Source organism: Bradyrhizobium sp. CCBAU 21365 (assembly GCF_015291305.1).
GTDB classification, from domain to species: domain Bacteria; phylum Pseudomonadota; class Alphaproteobacteria; order Rhizobiales; family Xanthobacteraceae; genus Bradyrhizobium; species Bradyrhizobium elkanii.
The window spans coordinates 1,693,709-1,712,349 of the sequence record NZ_CP030036.1; the positions used below are offsets into that span (position 1 = coordinate 1,693,709).

At 61.5% G+C, this 18,641-nt stretch carries 17 protein-coding genes and 1 pseudogene; 11 read left to right on the forward strand and 7 right to left on the reverse strand.

What is annotated here, in order from left to right; all coding sequences use genetic code 11:
- Window positions 1-36: 36 nt before the first annotated feature.
- The 7 genes and pseudogenes from XI02_RS07990 (at window position 37) to XI02_RS46265 (ending at window position 4,339) form a co-directional block, all read left to right on the forward strand.
- Window positions 37-873, forward strand: coding sequence for a universal stress protein (locus XI02_RS07990; RefSeq protein WP_172648631.1), 837 nt, complete (start codon window positions 37-39; stop codon window positions 871-873).
- A 53-nt stretch (window positions 874-926) separates the two neighbouring features.
- Window positions 927-1,645, forward strand: a pseudogene (locus XI02_RS07995) (ABC transporter ATP-binding protein).
- Window positions 1,642-2,073 (forward strand): hypothetical protein, encoded by a 432-nt coding sequence (locus tag XI02_RS45130; RefSeq protein ID WP_244980783.1) that lies wholly within the window; start codon window positions 1,642-1,644, stop codon window positions 2,071-2,073. Before XI02_RS07995 ends, XI02_RS45130 begins: the two are co-directional and overlap by 4 nt.
- Window positions 2,074-2,107: 34 nt before the next feature.
- Complete coding sequence (locus XI02_RS45135) at window positions 2,108-2,437, forward strand: hypothetical protein (protein WP_245163879.1); 330 nt, start codon at window positions 2,108-2,110, stop codon at window positions 2,435-2,437.
- 70 nt (window positions 2,438-2,507) lie between these two features.
- Window positions 2,508-3,281, forward strand: a complete 774-nt coding sequence (locus XI02_RS45140; protein ID WP_244980781.1) for an FtsX-like permease family protein — start codon at window positions 2,508-2,510, stop codon at window positions 3,279-3,281.
- A 334-nt stretch (window positions 3,282-3,615) separates the two neighbouring features.
- Window positions 3,616-4,074 (forward strand): HlyD family secretion protein, encoded by a 459-nt coding sequence (locus XI02_RS46260; RefSeq protein ID WP_338150474.1) that lies wholly within the window; start codon window positions 3,616-3,618, stop codon window positions 4,072-4,074.
- Window positions 4,061-4,339 carry a hypothetical protein gene (locus XI02_RS46265; RefSeq protein ID WP_311986132.1) on the forward strand — a complete coding sequence of 93 codons (279 nt, stop codon included), beginning with the start codon at window positions 4,061-4,063 and terminating at the stop codon, window positions 4,337-4,339. Before XI02_RS46260 ends, XI02_RS46265 begins: the two co-directional genes overlap by 14 nt.
- Before the next feature lie 51 nt (window positions 4,340-4,390).
- Here the strand turns inward: XI02_RS46265 and XI02_RS08010 are convergent, their stop codons facing one another.
- Complete coding sequence (locus XI02_RS08010) at window positions 4,391-4,639, reverse strand: hypothetical protein (protein ID WP_172648630.1); 249 nt, start codon at window positions 4,637-4,639, stop codon at window positions 4,391-4,393.
- A gap of 166 nt (window positions 4,640-4,805) precedes the next feature.
- Between XI02_RS08010 and XI02_RS08015 the strand changes: the two genes are divergently transcribed.
- Complete coding sequence (locus tag XI02_RS08015) at window positions 4,806-7,097, forward strand: heavy metal translocating P-type ATPase (protein ID WP_172648629.1); 2,292 nt, start codon at window positions 4,806-4,808, stop codon at window positions 7,095-7,097.
- Here the strand turns inward: XI02_RS08015 and XI02_RS08020 are convergent.
- A complete protein-coding gene (locus XI02_RS08020) occupies window positions 7,094-7,705 on the reverse strand; it encodes a hypothetical protein (RefSeq protein ID WP_244980780.1) in 612 nt (203 codons plus the stop codon). The two genes, XI02_RS08015 and XI02_RS08020, sit on opposite strands and share 4 nt — an antisense overlap.
- A 147-nt stretch (window positions 7,706-7,852) precedes the next feature.
- On the opposite strand from XI02_RS08020, the gene XI02_RS08025 reads away from it, so the two are divergent.
- Complete coding sequence (locus XI02_RS08025) at window positions 7,853-10,495, forward strand: cation-transporting P-type ATPase (RefSeq protein ID WP_172649251.1); 2,643 nt, start codon at window positions 7,853-7,855, stop codon at window positions 10,493-10,495.
- 83 nt (window positions 10,496-10,578) lie between these two features.
- On the opposite strand, the gene XI02_RS08030 is transcribed toward XI02_RS08025, so the two are convergent.
- On the reverse strand, window positions 10,579-11,007 hold the full coding sequence (locus XI02_RS08030; protein ID WP_244980779.1) for a universal stress protein: 429 nt from the start codon (window positions 11,005-11,007) through the stop codon (window positions 10,579-10,581).
- 132 nt (window positions 11,008-11,139) lie between these two features.
- On the opposite strand from XI02_RS08030, the gene XI02_RS08035 reads away from it, so the two are divergent.
- A complete protein-coding gene (locus tag XI02_RS08035; protein WP_244980778.1) occupies window positions 11,140-11,382 on the forward strand; it encodes a hypothetical protein in 243 nt (80 codons plus the stop codon).
- 75 nt (window positions 11,383-11,457) lie between these two features.
- On the opposite strand, the gene ppsA is transcribed toward XI02_RS08035, so the two are convergent.
- Entirely contained in the window at window positions 11,458-13,878 is a 2,421-nt protein-coding gene (ppsA, locus tag XI02_RS08040; protein WP_172648626.1) for a phosphoenolpyruvate synthase, read from the reverse strand.
- A 199-nt stretch (window positions 13,879-14,077) separates the two neighbouring features.
- On the opposite strand from ppsA, the gene XI02_RS08045 reads away from it, so the two are divergent.
- Window positions 14,078-15,136: an SbmA/BacA-like family transporter gene (locus XI02_RS08045; protein WP_069275329.1), complete on the forward strand. Its 1,059-nt coding sequence runs from the start codon at window positions 14,078-14,080 to the stop codon at window positions 15,134-15,136.
- Here XI02_RS08045 and XI02_RS08050 read toward each other — a convergent pair.
- The 3 genes from XI02_RS08050 to XI02_RS08060 are packed head-to-tail and all read right to left on the reverse strand — an operon-like array spanning window position 15,120 to window position 18,456.
- A complete protein-coding gene (locus XI02_RS08050; protein WP_172648625.1) occupies window positions 15,120-16,058 on the reverse strand; it encodes a 1-phosphofructokinase family hexose kinase in 939 nt (312 codons plus the stop codon). The two genes, XI02_RS08045 and XI02_RS08050, sit on opposite strands and share 17 nt — an antisense overlap.
- Window positions 16,055-17,053 (reverse strand): glucokinase, encoded by a 999-nt coding sequence (glk, locus tag XI02_RS08055; RefSeq protein ID WP_172648624.1) that lies wholly within the window; start codon window positions 17,051-17,053, stop codon window positions 16,055-16,057. The genes XI02_RS08050 and glk overlap by 4 nt, the downstream gene beginning before the upstream one ends.
- Window positions 17,050-18,456 (reverse strand): GH1 family beta-glucosidase, encoded by a 1,407-nt coding sequence (locus XI02_RS08060; RefSeq protein WP_069275331.1) that lies wholly within the window; start codon window positions 18,454-18,456, stop codon window positions 17,050-17,052. Before XI02_RS08060 ends, glk begins: the two co-directional genes overlap by 4 nt.
- Between the last annotated feature and the right edge of the window lie 185 nt (window positions 18,457-18,641).

Below are 18,641 nucleotides of genomic sequence, written 5' to 3' on the forward strand. Positions count from 1 at the left end.
ATATCAAGTTAGTTGTACTGCACCTCGGAGACTCCGATGGCCATCAGAGACGTCTTGCTCACCCTGACCAGCTATCCCGATCCAACGCCGGTTTCAGTGATTGATCGCGCTGTGTCGCTGGCCTCAACTCTCGCAGCCCACGTCGCGGCGATCTCATGTGAAGCTCATGTGCAGGTTCCCGGTAGCTTCCTGGGTGGCGCTGGCAATCTCGGGTCAATCGTGACCAGTGAGGTGCAGAAGAGCAGAAGAAATGCGCGGGACCTGCTGGCGACCTTTGAATTGACCGCTCAGAAAGCCGGCGTGCTGCACGAGACCGTTCTCGAGCGTTGCCTGACATCCGAAGTGCCGGACCTTTTGGTGGAATATGCGCGGCTGCGCGATCTCACTATCGTGCCGGTACCGATATCTTACGACCAATGGTATGCGGAGGCCATCATCTTCGGGGCGGGCCGGCCGACTCTGGTGGTCCCGGAAGCTCCGCCGTCCAGGACCTTCGAACTGAACAGGGTGCTCGTCGCATGGGACTTCAGCCGCGCCGCTGCACGCGCGGTCTCCGATGCTATCCCGATCCTGGAGAAGGCGCGCGAAGTGCGCATTCTGACGGTGACGAACGAGAAAGCGATTCCAAGCAAGCGATCGGCATCCGAACTCGCTAAGAACCTGTCGCGGCATGGAATGGATGTGATCGTCGAGGAGGTGGATGCCGCCGGACGGGCCATCGGCGACGTTCTCGCAGCGCAGATCGAGTCCCGCAGAGCAGATCTCCTCGTCATGGGCGCCTATGGCCATTCGCGCTTCCGTGAGTTCATATTGGGAGGCGCGACAAGAAGCATCCTGACGAAGCCGCCGATTCCCGTGCTGTTGTCCCACTGAACAACGGACGACCAAGGCCGACCGCAAGCGCCACTTACTCCGCCCGTACGCCCATGGACGTCAACCCGCTCAGAGAGGATCAGAGAACAGTCCCGGTGTTCCACGCCCGGGGTCTTTCGAAGACCTATCGCATGGGAGAGATCGACGTACATGGCCTTCGCGACGTCGATCTCGACATTTTCGAAGGCGAGTTTGTGGTGCTGCTCGGGCCGTCCGGGTCGGACAAGTCGACCCTGCTGAATATCCTGGGCGGCCCGACTTCGGGCGAGGCCCACTGGCGCGACCATAACCTGTCGGCGCGACGGATGCCGAATTGACCCGCTATCGGCGCGAACACGTCGGCTTTGTCTTTCAGTCCTACAATCTGATCCCCAGCCTTACCGTGCTGGAGAACGTCGTACTGGTGAACGAGCTTGCAGACAAGCCGCTCGGGGTGCTCGCGCTCGTCGGGCTCGAAAACCGGATCGGTTACTTTCCCTCGCAACTGTCGGGTGGCGAGCAGCAGCGCGTCGCCGTCGCCCGTGCCATCGTCAAGTCGCCGGACGTGCTCTTGTGCGACGAGCCGACCGGGGCGCTAGACTACGAGACGGGAAAGGTCGTACTGGCGGCGATCGCGCGAGCCAATGAGCGTCTCGGCACCGCAACGATTATCATCACGCATAATGCCGCGATCGCGGGCATGGCAGACCGCGTGTTGCGCCTCGGTGGTGGGCGGATCGTCGGCGAGGAGCGGAATGCGCGCCGGCTCTCGGCGGACGAGGTGCACTGGTGAGCCTGCTCGATCGAAAACTGCTGCGCGATATCGGCGCCCTGCGGGGCCAGGTGATCACCATCGCCTTGCTGGTGGCCGCCGGGGTTGCCGTGTTCGTCGGCTCAGTCTCGACGTACGATTCGCTTAGCTCGGCCGTGGAGCGCTTCTACGCGACTGCGCGATTCCCGCAAGTGTTCGTGACCCTGAAGCGCGCGCCGCTGTCGATCGTTCCGCGGCTCAACGCAATTCCCGGCGCCGCCACAGTGGAGCCGCGCATCGTTCGCGAGGTCATTGTGGACTGGCCTGCCTCTCCGCAGCCGGTCTCGGCCCGGATGGTGTCGCTGAACCGTGCCGGGCGACGAAACGCTCGCTCGATTGCATCTGCGAGGCGGTGCGGCTCCCGAGCCCGGTTCTGCAAAAGGCGCCGCCGTCAACGAAGCTTTTGCTGAAGCAAACCGGGTCAGTCCTGGTGATGCCATCCGCGTGCTGCTCAACGGGAAGGTGGAAGCCTTCCACGTTTCCGGTGTCGCGCTCTCGCCGGAATATGTCTACGCAGTCAAGCCGGGCCTGCCCATTCCGGACGACCCGCTCTATGCCATTCTCTGGGTCGACCGCAGCGCGGCGGAGGCTGCTTTCGACATGAAGGCGGCCTTCAATGATGCCGTCATTTCTCTGGCGCCGGGCACCGACCCGAAACCGGTGATCGACGAGCTGGATCGCCTGCTCGAGCCGTACGGCTCGGTCGGCGCCGTCGAGCGGCGGGATCAGCCGTCCAACCGATTTCTCGAAGATGAGCTGACCAGCAAAAGGTGATGTCGATCACCATCCCGTTCATTTTTTCGGCGTTGCGGCGTTCCTGCTCAACAGCGCCCTCGGCAGGCTAGTGACCGCTCAGCGCGAGCAGATTGCCGCGCTGAAGCCGCTGGGCTTTCCAAATGCCGCTTTGATCCTGCACTATCTGAAGCTGATCCTCGTTATCGTGCCGGTCGGATCGGTGCTAGGGATTGCAGCCGGTTGGGGCTTTGGAAAAGCGATGACCTCAAGCTATCGAGGATTCTTTCGTCTGCCAGAGCTGCCGTTCGGGCTCACCCCTTGGTCGGCAGCGCTGGGCATTGCGATCAGCCTGACCGCGGCTTCTCTCGGCGTCTTGACCGCATTGCGGCAGGTGGTCCGCCTTGCGCCGTCGGTCGCGATGCGGCCGGCTGCTCCCCTTGGCTTCCGCCGCTCCTGGATCGAAGCGCTTTTGCCACGCACTGCGACCAGATCTCGCCGGTTGATGATCCTGCGGAATACCGCCGGACGTCCATTTCGTTCCCTGCTGACCGTGACCGGAGTGGCCTTTGCCATCCCGATGATGGTGCTGGGAATCTCTTGGCGCGATGCCATCAACGAGATGATCGACCTGCAATTCAGCCTGGTGGAGCGCGGCAACACGACGGTGACGTTTCCACACCCCATGGATCGTTCGATCATTCGCGATCTGGCGCGCGAGCTCTCAAGACCAGGGAATGAGCATGCGCATCACGGGCCGCCATATCGCGATCGCCGCCGGTGTTCTGGCTGCCGCTGCGGTGACGGCTTGGCTGTTGGTCCCGGCGCCGGTGGCGGTCGAGACCGTTGCGGTGACGAAGGGACGGTTCATCGCCACCGTCGATGAGGACGGCAAGACCCGCGTGCGCGATCGATACGTGGTCGCCGCGCCGCTCGCCGGTCGGCTGAGCCGAATTCGCTTCAAGGTTGGCGACCAGGTCCAGGTCGACGATGCTGTCGCGACGATTACCCCGTCACCGTCACCGCTGATGGACCCTCGGACGCGCCGCGAAGTCGAGGAAATGCTGGGAACGGCCGAAGCCAACCTGGAGCGCGCCAAGGCGGTGGTCGAGCGTGCGCGGGCCCAGAGCGAACAGGCCAACACTGATTTGGCGCGGACGCGAACCTTGGCCCAGCAAGGGGCCGCAACAGCGCAGGCCCTCGAGCGTGCAGAACTTGCGATGCGCCTTGCCGACCGGGATCGGCGTGCGGCGGAGTTTCAGGATCACGCCGCCGAGCACGAGATCAGCCAGCAGCGCGCACTGTTGGCGCGATACGGCGGTGACAGCGGCGGGCAGGTGGAAAGCTGGAACGTCGCATCGCCGGTCGCCGGCGTGGTGCTCAAGGTCGCGCAGGAAAGTGAGACAATCGTCCAGCCAGGCGCTCCACTCCTGGACATCGGCGACGCCAGGGATCTGGAAGTCGTGGTCGACGTCTTGAGCACCGATGCCGTGGAGATCCGCTCCGGAGCCGAGGTCGCCATCGATCATTGGGGCGGGGAGGAAAAGATGAAGGGCCAGGTACGCCGGGTCGAGCCGGCAGCCTTTACCAAGATCTCAACGCCCGGCGTTGAGGAGCAAAAGGGTCAATGTTCTCGTCGACATCATGTCGCCACCGGAGCAGTGGGTGCGACTGGGTGATGCCTATCAGGTGGATGTTCAGATCACCGTCTTTGCACGCGACGATGCGACGATCATCCCCTCTGGGGCGCTGTTTCGTCGCGGTGAGGGCTGGAATGTTTATGTCGCGAAGGACGGGCGCGCCCAGTTACGCCAGATTGAACTCCTACGCCGTTCCGGCCGATTTGCGGCCGTTGCTTCCGGCCTTAATCCAGGGGAAGAGGTGATTGTCTATCCTAGCGACCGAGTTGTACCAGGGATACGCGTCGCACAACGATCACGTTGAAGAGAGCGCTCATTCGGGGCGTTGTCCGGGTGAATCTGAGGTGGCGGTCCCTTACTGGCCCAGATTCTCGTTATCGCCCCGCATCCGCCAGTCGCGGCCTGCTTTGCGGTGATCCCAGTCCCTCTGGTCCATCATCCCCTGTAGCCGATGAGTATTCTTTTGCTTCGTCACCTTTGGCTGACCTTCGCCATTCGTCAGAGCTGGCGAGGAACGTCCGGGCTTTGCTATCTCGCCGGCGAAGCTTGCCACGCCAGACGACAGCAGCAAAATCACCGCAAGAACTTGAGCTAGAATGCGCATGATAGCCTCCTCCAAGTATCGGCCCAACGATTGGACAGACGTTGATCCAGGTCATGGCTGGACGGTCCCTGGATAGCGGCATTCCTCGTCTCGGCGGTTGATTCTGCTCAAGCGACGAAGCTGGTTTCGGGAGAGAGTGACGTCCGTGTAGCTGTGGAACGAAGCCATGTCGTTTGAACGAGTGCTGCGATGGGCTCTGGTTGCGATTGCAATTGCGGGATTGGCCGGGGGCATTCTTGCCCGGGCCGCGAGCCGGCCTGATCTGGCTGATCTTGCATGGGAACTCGGCACGGCGCCGGTGATCGCAGCACTGGCGATCTCGATCGTTAGAGACCTGCTGAGCGGCCGCTTGGGAGTGGACGCGATTGCGCTGCTGTCGATGAGCGCTGCGTTGGCGCTTGGCCAGCCGCTCGCCGGGGCCGTGGTCGCGCTGATGTATTCCGGCGGTAACATGCTGGAGGACATCGCGATCGCACGGGCGGAGCGTGACCTGCGCTCCCTGGTCGATCGGGCACCGCGGCAAGCACACCGCAAATGCAGCGAGGGGATCGAGGAGGTTCCGGTTGACGCAGTCTCGGTCGGCGAAGAGCTGCTGGTAAGGGCCGGCGAGATCGTGCCGGTCGACGGTATCGTTGGCTCGGCCTTGGCTACCATCGATGAGTCCGCAGTTACCGGCGAGCCGATCCCGGTCGAGAAGACACGCGGCAGCGCGGTTCTTTCCGGTTCGCTGAATGCGGGAGAGACTTTCGAGTTGACCGTGACCGCGCCGGCCGGCGAGAGCACCTACGCCGGCATCGTGCGCATGGTGACAGCGGCGCAAACGGCGAAGGCTCCCTTTGTGCGGATGGCCGATCGTTTTGCGCTGATCCTTCTACCGGTGACACTCGTCGTTGCCTTCCTGGCATGGCGGATTTCCGGTGATCTGACGCGCAGCCTTGCCGTGCTGGTGGCGGCGACGCCTTGTCCCTTGATCCTGGCCGCACCGGTCGCCTTTATCGCCGGGGTGGCGCGAGCGGCCCGGCGCGGCATCCTCGCCAAGGGTGGACGGGCGCTGGAGGCGTTGGCTCGCGCGCACACGGTGCTGTTTGACAAGACCGGCACCCTGACTGTCGGAGGGGCACGGTTGCTTTCGGTCGAGGTCGCTCCCGGGGAGGACCCGGACGAGGTCCTCAGGCTTGGGGCATCGCTCGAGCAGGCCTCGCATCACGTGCTTGCCAAGACCGTCGTGGCAGCGGCCCTCGATCGCGGCCTCAAGCTGAAAGCGCCCGAACAGGTCAAGGAGACCATGGGCACCGGCTTGAGCGGCCAGGTCGACGGGCGCCAAGTCACTGCGGGCTCGCGAGAGCTGCTTCGCTCGCATCCCGAATTGTCGCCCTGGGAGCTGCGGGCGATCCGGCGCGCCTCATGGCGCTCGGCGCTGATCGTCTTCGTCGCCGTGGACGGGCGTCCGATCGGCGCGCTGCTGCTGGCCGACGAGTTGCGGGCTGATACGCCGCGAGCTATCCGGCTGCTGCGCGATGCGGGCATCGCGCGAATGGTGATGGTTACGGGCGATCGCGCCGCGGCGGCGCAGGCCATTGGTGCAGCGCTCGACCTCGACGCCGTGCTGGCCGACCGCGTTCCTTCGGATAAGGTCGAGGCGGTCCGCACCGAACAGCGGCTGCGCCCAACCATCATGGTCGGCGATGGCATCAATGACGCCCCAGCACTGGCCGTGGCCGATATCGGGGTCGCGCTCGGCGCGCGCGGTGCGACCGCGTCGTCCGAGGCGGCCGATGTGGTGATTTTGGCCGACCGGCTCGATCGCGTTGGCGAAGCGATTATTATCGCGCAGCGGGCACGACGTATCGCCTTGCAAAGCATAGTTGTCGGCATGGGGTTGTCATTGGTGGCAATGGTAGCTGCTACCGTTGGTTGGCTTGATCCCGTGCCTGCGGCCATCGTCCAGGAGGTAATCGACGTTGCAGTCATCCTGAACGCACTGCGGGCGCTCACTCCGGCCCTTGCCAGCGGCGGGGCACGTATCACCGTGGAGCAGGGGTTGGCATTGCATCACGATCATCAGGTCCTCGTCCGGGATCTCGACCGCTTGCGCAAGATCGTCGATGCGTTGGACGATGCGACGCCCGATTCCGCCGCAGGGTTGATTGGGGATGCTCAGTGCATCGTTCAGAGCAGTGTAGTTAGGCATGAGCGCGCGGATGAGGACAGCGTCTATCCGAAGCTTGCGGAGGTGCTCGGCGAGCGCCATGGCCTCTCCGCCATGAGCCGTGCCCATCGGGAGATCCTGCACCTTGCCCGGCTGCTCGCTCGGATCGTCGAGGACCTGCCGTCAGAGAAGGTCGACCGCTATCTCATCCGGGATGCTCAGCGGGTAATCGAGGCCATCGAAACGCTTGTTCGCATGCATACAGCCCAGGAGGAGGACATCTACGAAGCCGTGGCAGGACCGGCTTAGCTGTACGATCCGCGCGTACCTTCCGTTGAAGCGTCTTGACGGACTGCTCCACCGGCTTCGCTCTGAACGGCAAGACGTGGCCGAGTTTCGATAACGGCCCTGGAAAGCCGTCGGTACAGATCACGCCGGCGAACAAGCGGCCACCAGTCATACAGAAAGATCTCCAACGGACGCCAGTTCGCTACCCAGCCCAGGATCAAGAGACTCTCCTCCAAAAGCCGCCGCAAGGGGTTGGCGAACAGCGCGCCCACGACAAACTGCGCCACGAGCAGACAGGTGATCAGAATGGCGAGTCCGATGACCAGCGACCAGCGGCCCACCCTGAACAGCTCGTTGATATCTCTTTGGATTGCGTTCGCTCGATCTGCAAAATAGTGGCCAAAGGCTTCGCGGAGCTCCAATGCCTCCTTTGCTTGCACATCAGTATTGGGATGATGAACTCGAATCCGGATCGCTTGCCGGCCTGAAAGTTCCCGCGCCCAGCCGACAATGTATTCTTCCGCCTCTCTGTCTAGGTCACGCTCGCGAAACGGGAAAGGGTCAAGCGTGTGAAACAGCTGGGCGATTGTCGACCCGAAGCTCGATGACCTCTTCGGATGCTTGGGCAATCATCAGCTTTCAATGCTCCGGAGTTTCCGTAACCGTCGCTTGCTTCAGGTCAATACCGGCTATCGAGGATCGCCTATCTTAGGTGCTTGTTTTCGGGCGCAAAAGAGGGGCCGGCCATCGAAAAGCAGGCAACCGCTGAACAGGCTATGCTGCCGGAAAGCCCGCATGCTCTGTCCGTCGCTGAGCTGCTTCGGCAGTTGAGCGTGTCCAGTGTTGAGGGACTTTCCGTTGCCGAGGTCGACGCGCGGCGAAAGCGCTACGGGCCGAACACGATCACCGTTCGGCGCGCCACCAGCGTGGTGCGCCTGCTATTGCACCAGTTCGAGAGTTCGGTCGTCTATCTCCTGAGTTGCGCGGCGGGGCTGGCGTTCTATTTCGGCGAATTGGAGGAAGGCAGCGCCATCATTGCGGTCCTTGCCATCAATGCGCTGATCGGTTTCGTGACCGAGTTTAAGGCGGCGCGATCCATTGAGGCTTTGCGTGCGCTTGGCGCGCGTACTGTGCGCGTCCGACGCGAGGGGCGTGTTCGCGTCATGCCGGCCGAGGAACTCGTTCCGGGCGATGTCGTCGTTTTGGATGCTGGCGACGCCGTGTCGGCCGACCTGCGCCTCATCGAGACTTCCCGTCTCTCCACAGACGAATCGACGCTGACCGGCGAATCGGTCGCCGTCGACAAGCAGACGCGCCCGGTCAGCGCAGACAGCCGTCTCGGTGATCGCGCGTCGATGGCGTTCAAGGGTACCGCCGTCACGCGCGGTACCGGCGTTGGCGTCGTAGTGGCAACCGGCCTCGGCACGGAGCTTGGCCGAGTGACGCAGCTCGTCCTCGAAGCCGACCCAGGCAGTTCGCCTCTGGAACGAAAGCTCGGGCGTCTGTCGGCGCAGCTAGTCTGGGCGACCATCGCTGTCGCTGTCGTAATTGGCGCCATCGGCTTCATGGGCGGTAAAGATCCTCTCCTGATGGTCGAGGCGGCTATCGCGCTTGCCGTGGCGGCGATTCCCGAGGGGCTCCCGATCGTCGCAACGCTTGCACTTGCCCGCGGTATGTGGCGCATGGCGCGGCAGAATGCGTTGATCGAGCGCCTTTCCGCGGTCGAGACGCTTGGGGCTACCACTGTCATCCTCACCGACAAGACCGGCACTCTGACCCAAAACCGGATGACGGTGCGGCGGCTCTGCGCTGCCTCCGGTGAGATCGAACTTGAGACGGAAGCGCCAAAGAGCGGTGAGTATTCACGGCTCGCCGGCGACCGAAGGGCCGTCGGATTGCTGCGCATTGCAGTCCTCTGCAACGATGCCAATCTCGACCGGGCCGACGAAAGCGGCAGCGGCGACCCAATGGAGGTCGCACTCTTGCGTGCCGGGCTTCACGCGGGCTTGAGGCGGACGGTGTTGCTGCGCAGCTACCGCATCATTCGCAAGCACGCATTTGACCCGTCCACCAAGATGATGGCGACGGTTCATGAACATAGGGACGGCATGCTGGTCGCGGTGAAGGGAGCGCCGGAAGCAGTCTTGGCGGCGGCGAACCGCGTAACCGTCGCGCATGGCGAGGTCGCCCTCGATGACGCCATGCGAGCGGAGTGGCTAAGCCGAGCCGATCAATTCGGCCATCACGGCCTGCGGGTACTCGCCTGCGCGATGAAAACGGGCGGGCTGGCCGATGTCGCGCCATACGAGGGGTTGGTACTGGTCGGCCTCATCGGTCTGGAGGACCCTGCACGTGCCGACGTATCGCAGGCGATCCAGGACTGCCGCCAAGCGGGAATTCGCGTCGTCATGGTCACCGGCGACCACTCGGTGACGGCGCGAAGTATCGGTCGGGCCGTCGGCCTCGAGCAGAACATTGCGAATGTTGTGGAGGGCAAGAACATCGCGCAGGTGATCGAGTCCGGGCAGCCTGCGCTCCGCGACGTCGGAATTTTCGCAAGAGTAAATCCCGATGAGAAGCTTGCCCTGGTCAGGGCCTATCAGGCCGCAGGCGAGATCGTCGCCATGACGGGGGACGGGGTCAACGACGCACCCGCCCTGCGGCAGGCCGATATCGGAGTGGCGATGGGACTGCGGGGCACCGACGTTGCGCGCGAAGCGGCCGCCATGATCCTGCTTGACGATGCGTTTCCGACCATCATTGGGGCGATACGCGAAGGTCGCATCATCTTCGCCAACATCCGCCGTTTCGTCGCTTACCTCTTGTCCTGCAATCTGAGCGAGGTGATGGTGGTTGGGTTGGCCGTGTTGTCGGCGCTCCCTTTACCGCTGCTGCCGCTGCAAATTCTGTATCTTAATCTCGTGACGGACGTGTTTCCGGCCTTCGCATTAGCAATGGGCGACGGTGAGGCCGGTATCCTCAAGCATCCGCCGCGCGATCCGAGAGAGCCCATTTTGGGCCGTTGGCAATGGATCACGATAATTCTACATGGCGGTGCGTTGACCGCCGGCACGTTCGGGGCGCTGGCTGCGTCGTCTTGGCTGGGTCTCGACGCGCAAGCAACAGTGACTGTCACGTTTCTCACTCTCGCGTTCGCGCAGCTTTGGCACACGTTCAACATGCGCGATCCGCAATCTCCGCTCATCGTAAACGGTATCACTCGAAATGGCTGGCTTTGGAGCGCGCTTTTGCTTTGCGCAACGCTGCTCGCCGTGCCGCCCTACCTTCCCCGGGCGGCGCATCTTTTACACCTTGTTCCCCCTACCGCTGACATGTGGTCAGTCGTACTTCTCTTTAGCTTCGTACCGATGATCGTTACGCAGGCAATCAGCGCTGTCGTCAGAGCATGGATGGCATAGCCGGCCGCTAGGTGGCACCCGCTCGATCTTGTCATCCGTAGCATAGGCGACACGAAACATTCCAAGAGCGACGTCAAACCTGGTTAGGGGACAACGACGACGGCACAGGGGGCGAGGCTGACGAGCTTGTGAGAGACGCTCCCAAGTAACAAGCCCGCCAAGTGACCGCGACCTCTGCGTCCCACTACGATCATTTTGATTGATCCGCTTGCGGCGATATCGAGCAGGGACTGGGTAACATCACCCCAGCTTGTCCGGGCTTCGACCTGCTGCACGCCCAACTGACGCGCGCGGGCTTCCGCGGCGCTCAGCGTTTGGGCCGTGAGGGCTGCCAGCACGTCGCCGGTGCTGACACTGGAGTGTGGCAGTTGTCGCACTTCTTCTCCCAGGAGACGATCCGCAACAGTCACGATCAGCAGGTTGCATGCCAAGGCTTTGGCAATTTCTGCCGCGGCTTCAACAGCGCGGCTTGCTCCGGCGGATCCGTCCGTAGCCACCATGATGGATGTCACGAGGTTGCCTCTTGCCGCCACTTGGACTCACTCGAAAGCTAGTTTCTAAAATCAGAAGGATATTGATTTTGCTCAAACACATCGGCGATGTGGTCTCGATTCTTGATACATATCATTTTGGAGGATGGTCAATTGGCTAACGAGATGCGGAAAGAGCGAGGAGAAAACGGTTCGCAGTCGGCGAAGACCAACCGCGAGGCGCTTGTTCTCGAGCAGCGGGAGGAGCGCCGATTTCGAGATGCATTGGAGGATGACGAAGCTCGCGAAGCACTGAAGCTGTTGCATGCGCACGATGAAGAGCGCTTGTCGAATAAGCCGGAAGAGCACGGTCCGCAGTCAGCGAATACCTACCGAGGCGTGTCTTCCCAAGGATGAGCCATCCATTTCGGGACGGCTTGGAGGACGACGAAGTTCGCGCCGAAATCTCACACGGGGTGCGAGAAGAAGCGCCTAGCTTGCGAGCACGGTCGGTTTGGCTACAGTTCGTTCGGCCTCATGGACGACCCTCATCGTACGCATCACGCTTGACGGGTTCACGCTGATCGAATCGATACCGAGTTCGGTCAGGAACTTCGCGATTTCCGGATAGTTTGCCGGCGCTTCACCACAAATGCCGACATGGCGCCGGTTGCGCTTCGCTCCCGTCACCGCCATTCTGAGCATCTGCAGCATTCCCGGATCGCGCTCGTCAAAATCAAACGCGACGATATCGGAATCCCTGTCGACACCAAGCGTGAGCTGGGTCAGATCATTGGACCCGATCGAAAATCCATCGAACAATTTGGCAAACTGATCGATCAAAATGACATTGTTCGGAATTTCGCACATCATGAATATTTCGAGGCCGCCGTCGCCGCGGGTAAGACCGTTGCCGGCCATCGCGTCGAGGACGTTGCGGGCCTCCTCGATGCGCCTGCAAAACGGAATCATGATCTTGAGATTAGTCAGACCCATTGCGCTACGCACGCGGCGCAGCGCGGCGCATTCCAAAGCGAAACCTTCGGCATAGGCCGGGTGCGCATAGCGTGCAGCGCCGCGGAACCCGATCATCGGATTTTCTTCCTTTGGTTCGAAGTCCGCGCCCCCCAAGAGATTGGCATATTCATTCGTCTTGAAATCGGAGAGCCTGATGATGACAGGGCGGGGATAGAACGCTGCAGCGATGATGCCGACACCTTCCGACAGGCGCTCCACGAAGAAGTCGGATGGCTTCCGATAGCGCCCGGTGAGACGCTCGATCGAGCGACGGTCGCTCGCGGATCTGACTTTGGCGGGCTGCGCAAGCGCCATCGGATGGATTCCGATGTGCTGGTTGATGATGAACTCCATCCGCGCCAGCCCGACGCCGTCGTTCGGCGCCATTGCCGTCTTGAAGGCGATTTCCGGATTACCGAGGTTGACCATGATCTTGGTAATTGGCCTTTCCAGTTCGTCTGTCGTGATCCGCTCGACCGAAAACGGCAATGTGCCGTCATAGACATGGCCGATGTCGCCATCCGCGCATGACACCGTGACAGTCATGCCATTTTTCACGAGCCGGGTGACGTTTTCGGTGCCGACAACCGCCGGCACTCCAAGCTCGCGGGCGATAATGGCGGCATGACAGGTTCTGCCGCCATGGTCGGTAACGATGGCGGCGGCGGTCTTCATCACCGGTTCCCAATCGGGACTGGTCGCGGAGGCAACCAGCACCTCGCCGGGTTTGAAAGCGCGAAGATCGCGCTCGGTCCTGATCAGCCGAATCCTTCCGGCGGCAATCTTCTCGCCGACGGCGCGGCCGGCTGCAACGACCTTGCCCGTTGATTGAAGGACATAACTTTCAAGCGCTTCAGGTCCGCGGCGGGATGCCACCGTCTCCGGGCGCGCTTGAATGATGTAGAGCCCGCCCGTATTCCCGTCTTTCGCCCATTCCACATCCATGGGGGTCGGCGCGCCAGCTCTTTCGGAGTAGTGTTTCTCCACCACAATGGCACACCGCGCGAGCTCCAGCACGTCCTTGTCATCTATGCAGAACTGCTCGCGAGCCGCCTTCGATGTCGTCACGTTTCGGGTAGTTGAACGTCCTTTGGCATAGACCATCCGGATTTGCTTCGTTCCGATTCTGCGCGACAGGACAGCCCGGAAACCATGGTTGAAAGTCGGCTTGTGCACGTAGAATTCGTCCGGATCCACGGTCCCCTGGACGATGTTTTCGCCGAGGCCAAAGGCGCCGGTCACCAAGAGCACATCGCGATGCCCCGATTCGGTGTCGAGCGTGAAAATCACGCCACTCGCCGCAAGGTCGGAGCGGACCATCTTCATGACCGCAACGGACAGCGCGACCTTGAAGTGATCGAAGCCATTGTCGATGCGGTAGGAAATCGCGCGATCCGTGAACAGCGAGGCAAAGCATCGGCGGCAGGCGAGCATGAGGTCATCCGGAGAGCGAACGTTGAGGAAGCTCTCGTGCTGTCCCGCGAAGCTCGCAGTAGGCAGGTCTTCCGCAGTCGCTGAACTGCGCACGGCGACTGCGACATTGGCGCCATATTCTTCTTCGAGTTTTCGATAGGCGTTCCCGACCTCGCGGCGCAGAGCCTCCTGATCCGTTGCAGCATAGACGATGGCCCGTGCCGCGCGGGCGCGCTTGGCGAGTTCCGCGATGTTCCGCTTGTCCAGACCGTCGAGCAGCTTGCGGAGTTTGTCCCAGGCACCTGCCTGCGCCAGCGCGTCGCGATAAGCCGACGCTGTCAGGGCAAAGCCGTTCGGTACTTTGACCCCCTGCCGCGCAAGCGCCGAGTAGAGCTCGCCCAGCGAGGCGGTCTTGCCTCCCACCAAGGGGACATCCTCAAGGCCGATATCCTTGAACCACCGCGTGTAGCCGGAAGCGTTCATGGGTGCCTTCTCCGTGCGCTGCAGCAAATGCAATCCATTGAAATATATTGACCGACCGCCAACCGGAGCCTTTGCGCAAGATCAAGCATTCGGCGACGAAAGGCCGTTAGTTGTCAAACCCATGTCCGAAGAGCACGAAGATAATCGGCAACGGGAGTGGCGCCGATTTTGGGGAAGCGCGTCAGGTCTCTGGCGGGACTTGTCGGCGTGGCGCATTTGGCTGGTTTGCGCTTCGCTGGTCGGCGTGGTCGCCCTGCAGCTCTATGTTCAGTTTCGCCTGAACTACTGGAATCGCGATTTCTTCAATGCGCTGGAGAGCCGGGACCCGCTGCGTTTGCATGCCCAGGCGATCTTGCTCATTCCTTTGTGCGGCGCGAGCATTGCGCTCGCAGCGATGTCGGTCTGGGGTCGCATGACGGTGCAGCGCAAATGGCGCGAATGGCTGACCAACAATCTGATCGATTACTGGATCGAAAACGACCGGTATGCCGGGCTCGCACGGGTGCAAGGAGATCAGAAGATCATCCCCGAATACCGCATTTCCGAGGATGTGAGGATCGCAACGGACGCACCAATCGATTTTGCGCTCGGAATTGTTTCATCATTGCTGACCGCTGTCATCTTTGTTCAGGTATTGTGGAGCGTCGGCGGCGAGGCAAGCTTCTCAGTATCCGGCTATCAGTTCTGGATACCCGGCTATCTGGTGGGGAGTGTTGCGGTCTATTCGGGCATCGTGACGATCGCAATGGTTTTGGTAGGCTCGCCGCTCACGAGCGTCATTCAGATCAAGAACCAGGCTGAAGCAGAGTTGATTACAGCGGCCCACTTGCTGCGGGATATCGGCGAAGGCGTGATGCCCAAGCTGCAGGAGGCGGAGGCCAGGCGAGGGCTCCAGCAAGCGTTGCGGAATGTGCTCGCTCGTTGGCGGCGCTTGTGTTGGCAGCTCGTTCGCAACACGCTGGTCTCGCAGGGAAACACGTTGCTCGCGCCAGTCGTCGGGCTCGTCTTGTGCTCGCCAAAATTCCTGGCGGGGACGATGACACTCGGCGAGCTCACGCAGGCCGCTGCAGCATTCACACTCGTACAGAGTTCATTCAACTGGCTCGTGGACAACTACGGACGGCTGGCAGATTGGGTCTCTTCGCTCGAAAGGGTAGGTCGTCTGCTGCTTGCGTTGGACGAACTCGATCGGGGAATCGTGCCGACAGCTCGCGAGGAAACGCCGATCCTTGGGGGGTCCATCACGCCGCTTCGATGACGACCTGTTGGGCAAGACGTTTGACGTCTTCGGGCATACAGAGGCCGGTGCCGCGATTGATCAAAGCGGCGGCGCCTGCGGCAACGGCGTACCGAAAGGAGTCTTCCAGACCGGCTCCCGACGCAAATTGCCAGAGCAACGCTCCGAGAAAACTATCGCCGGCGCCAACTGCGCTGATCGGAGTGATCGCAAGCGGCTCTGCCCGCAACACCTGGTCGCGCGTGACCAGCACGGCGCCGAGATGGCCCATGGTCAGCGCAACGGTGGTAACTTTGCCATCGTGGACGAGAGCTTTTGCCGCGGCTTGCCATTCCTTGGCGTCATGTGGCTCGCAGCCGGCGAGCTCTCGCATTTCCTGCAAATTCGGTTTGATCAAATCGACCCCTTCAACGACGGCAGCGGCAAGCGCCGAGCCCGATGCATCAACGACCATCCTGGCGCCGCGCAGTTTCGCGATTCTCGTCAACCTGGCATAGAAATCGTCCGGAACGCCTCCGGGCAGGCTTCCGCTCGCGACTACAAATCGGGGAAACGGTTCAATCCTGGAAAGAAACGCCAGAAATTGCTGCCATTCGGCCTCAGTGAGGGTCGGTCCGGGCAGAATGAAGCGGAACGGCTGACCAGTGCTGATTTCGACGACAAAGAAATCCTCGCGTGTCTCTTCCGCGATGGAGAAAGTGCAGCTTGGCACGCCCTCCTTGTCGAGCAGTCTGCGGAGCATATCCCCCGTCGCGCCGCCCACAGGGTAGACAGCGCGGACACGCCCGCCGAGGCGTTTGACGACGCGCGCCACATTGATTCCGCCGCCCCCCGGATCGCGCTGTTGCGACCTGCCCCGCAGCTTGTAGACTGGAACGATCTTCTCGACAGTTGTCGACAGATCGACCGCCGGATTGAGCGTAATCGTCACAACGTCCGTCATGGCCTGTCGTGGATCGAAGATGTGCCTGAGGCTGCCGCGCTCCGTTCGCAAAACGCCTTGAGTCCGATGAAGCTTCTGTCAGGATCAAGAATGAGACTTGTCGGAATTCTGCGCAGATAGGATTCGTAGCGACCCTTGCATTCGAACTGCATTCTGAACCTGGATGCGACGAAGCGGTCGGCAAAGCGCGGCACGATGCCGCCCGAGATGTAGACGCCGCCACGGGCGCAGAGCGTCAGCGCAAGATCTCCGGCGACCGCGCCGAGCATGGCGCAGAACGTATCGAGCGCGGCAACGCTGATCCGGCAATGCTTCTCTAGCGCCGCTTGAGTGATCGCTGCGGGATCTCGGTCCGGCACTGCCACGCCATCGATGGCAGCGAGCGCCTGATAGAGATTGACAAGACCGGATCCTGACAGAACGCGTTCCACGGAAACATGCCCGAAGCGCTGGCGCAATTGACCGATGATCTGCTCCTCTCTCTCGGAAGTTGCCGGCAACGTCGCATGACCGGCTTCGGTGACCGCCACCATAGCCGCGCTCGGAAAGAAGCAGGCGGCACCAAATCCGGTGCCCGGCCCGATCACCAGCATGGGCGCTGCGGCCGCTGCCCTTTGCGTTCCCATCGCCCGGAGATCGGACGCCTGAAGCGCCGGCAGCGACCACGCGAGAGCTTCGAAATCGTTGAGAAGATGAACTGTCCTGAACCCAAACCTATCTTGAAAATCACGTCCGTCGATCACCCATCCGCTGTTGGTGACGACGCAGCGGTCATTCTCTACAGGTCCCGCAACCCCGAGGACCGCCGCTTGGGGCGCGCAGCCCACATGATGTAACAGGAAAGCTGCGATTGCTTCAATAGCGGTAGAGAAATCGCCGACTCTATAGTGTTCTATCGGACCGATTCTGCCTCCTCCCGAAAGTGCGAAGCGGGCGTTGGTCCCGCCAATGTCGGCGAGAAGGACCGGCTCATCTAATGGTCGACCGTTCTTCATCGCGTTGCCATCGCTGCCTCGGTACAATTGCCGGATATTGGCTGAACCAAGCGTCTCCGATTGGCTGCGATGAGGTTGGCGTACCATCGCGCCGAGGCCTTAGGAATGCGCCGTTGCGTGGCGAAGTCGACATAAGTGAGTCCAAAACGTTGAGAATACCCGGAGGTCCATTCGAAATTGTCTAGCAATGACCACACGAAATAGCCGCGGACATCCACGCCCGCCGCGATGGCTTCTTGCATGGCATCGATATAGGCCCGCAGATAGGCAATTCGCCCGGCATCTTCGATGTGGCCGGCACCGTCGAGCGTGTCGTCTGTCGCGGTTCCATTCTCGAGGATGTAGATGGGTAAGGAGAAGCGACGATGAACATCGAGCAGGGTGTCACGGAAAGCGTCAGGCACAATCGGCCATCCGATTGTGGTTCTCGGCACATTTGGCGGTGGCGCACCAAAGGTCGCGCCGATAACATTGTGGTCCGCCTTGATGTAGTGCGGCGAGTAATGGTTTAGCCCGAACCAGTCGACGGGTTGTGCGATCAGCGCCATGTCGCCGGGCTTCTGGAACGGCTCAACGGCCTCTGCCAGCGCAGCAGGATAACATGCGAAATGCTGTGGATACGGAAAGGCGTCGTTCCAATAGCCGGCGAATCTTACTGCCGCAGCCGCGTCATTGGGACTTGTCCCGGCTGGAAAGCAGGGCTGCCGATTGTGAATGGCGCCGACCGAGGCTTGAGGCACCATCGTCCGCAACGCGCCAATAGCGGCGCCATGGCTTAGATTGACGTGATGGATGGCTTTGTGCAGGGCGTCGGCGTCGGCGATCCCCGGCGCGTTCCAGCCGAGACCATATCCGAACAGCGTGAAGACGCATGGTTCATTGAAAGTGGCAAATCGCTTGACGCGATCGCCATAACGCCGTGCGACGAGCGCCGCGTAGTCGGCAAACCATCCGGCGATATCCCGATTCTGCCAGCCACCGAGTTCATGGAGAGCCTGCGGCAGATCCCAGTGATAGAGGCATATCCAGGGTTCGATTCCTGCTGCGAGCAGAGCGTCGATCAGTCTGTCGTAGAATGCCAGCCCGTGCTCGTTGACCGCACCGCGGCCTCTGGGCAAGAGCCGCGACCATGAAATGGAAAAGCGGTAGGCGTCGATACGGAGATCGCGCATAAGCGCAACGTCCTCACCGTAGCGATGATAGTGATCGCAAGCCGTTTCGCCAGTGTCGCCGTTCTTGACCGTGCCGGGCTTCCGGCAATAGACATCCCAGATGCTGTCGCCGCGGCCGTCAATGTGCGCCGCGCCTTCGATCTGAAAACTCGACGTCGAAACACCCCAGACGAAACTGGATTTCGGTGCTGCCAACAGCCGCGCCTCACTTTGCAAGGCCTCCTTGGTCATTTCCAGCCCTCAAGTGCGCTATTTTAAAATAATGGCGTAGGCTATCGATCGGCCCTTTGATGAAAATCAACGGGTGGAGAGAGCACGACCTGCCTCTTGGCGGAAACTACCGGTTGAACAGCATAAGGACGGGACGACTGGACGTCCCTCGTTTCCGCGTGCGCCGCAAGCAATGGCTGAACGCT

Coding starts and splice junctions, on each gene's coding strand:
- XI02_RS07990 (WP_172648631.1), top strand. CDS start 37: ATGGCCATCAGAGACGTCTTGCTCACCCTGACCAGCTATCCCGATCCA.
- XI02_RS46260 (WP_338150474.1), top strand. CDS start 3,616: ATGCGCCTTGCCGACCGGGATCGGCGTGCGGCGGAGTTTCAGGATCAC.
- XI02_RS08010 (WP_172648630.1), bottom strand. CDS start 4,639: ATGCGCATTCTAGCTCAAGTTCTTGCGGTGATTTTGCTGCTGTCGTCT.
- XI02_RS08015 (WP_172648629.1), top strand. CDS start 4,806: ATGTCGTTTGAACGAGTGCTGCGATGGGCTCTGGTTGCGATTGCAATT.
- XI02_RS08025 (WP_172649251.1), top strand. CDS start 7,853: ATGCTGCCGGAAAGCCCGCATGCTCTGTCCGTCGCTGAGCTGCTTCGG.
- ppsA (WP_172648626.1), bottom strand. CDS start 13,878: ATGAACGCTTCCGGCTACACGCGGTGGTTCAAGGATATCGGCCTTGAG.
- XI02_RS08050 (WP_172648625.1), bottom strand. CDS start 16,058: ATGACGGACGTTGTGACGATTACGCTCAATCCGGCGGTCGATCTGTCG.
- glk (WP_172648624.1), bottom strand. CDS start 17,053: ATGAAGAACGGTCGACCATTAGATGAGCCGGTCCTTCTCGCCGACATT.
- XI02_RS08060 (WP_069275331.1), bottom strand. CDS start 18,456: ATGACCAAGGAGGCCTTGCAAAGTGAGGCGCGGCTGTTGGCAGCACCG.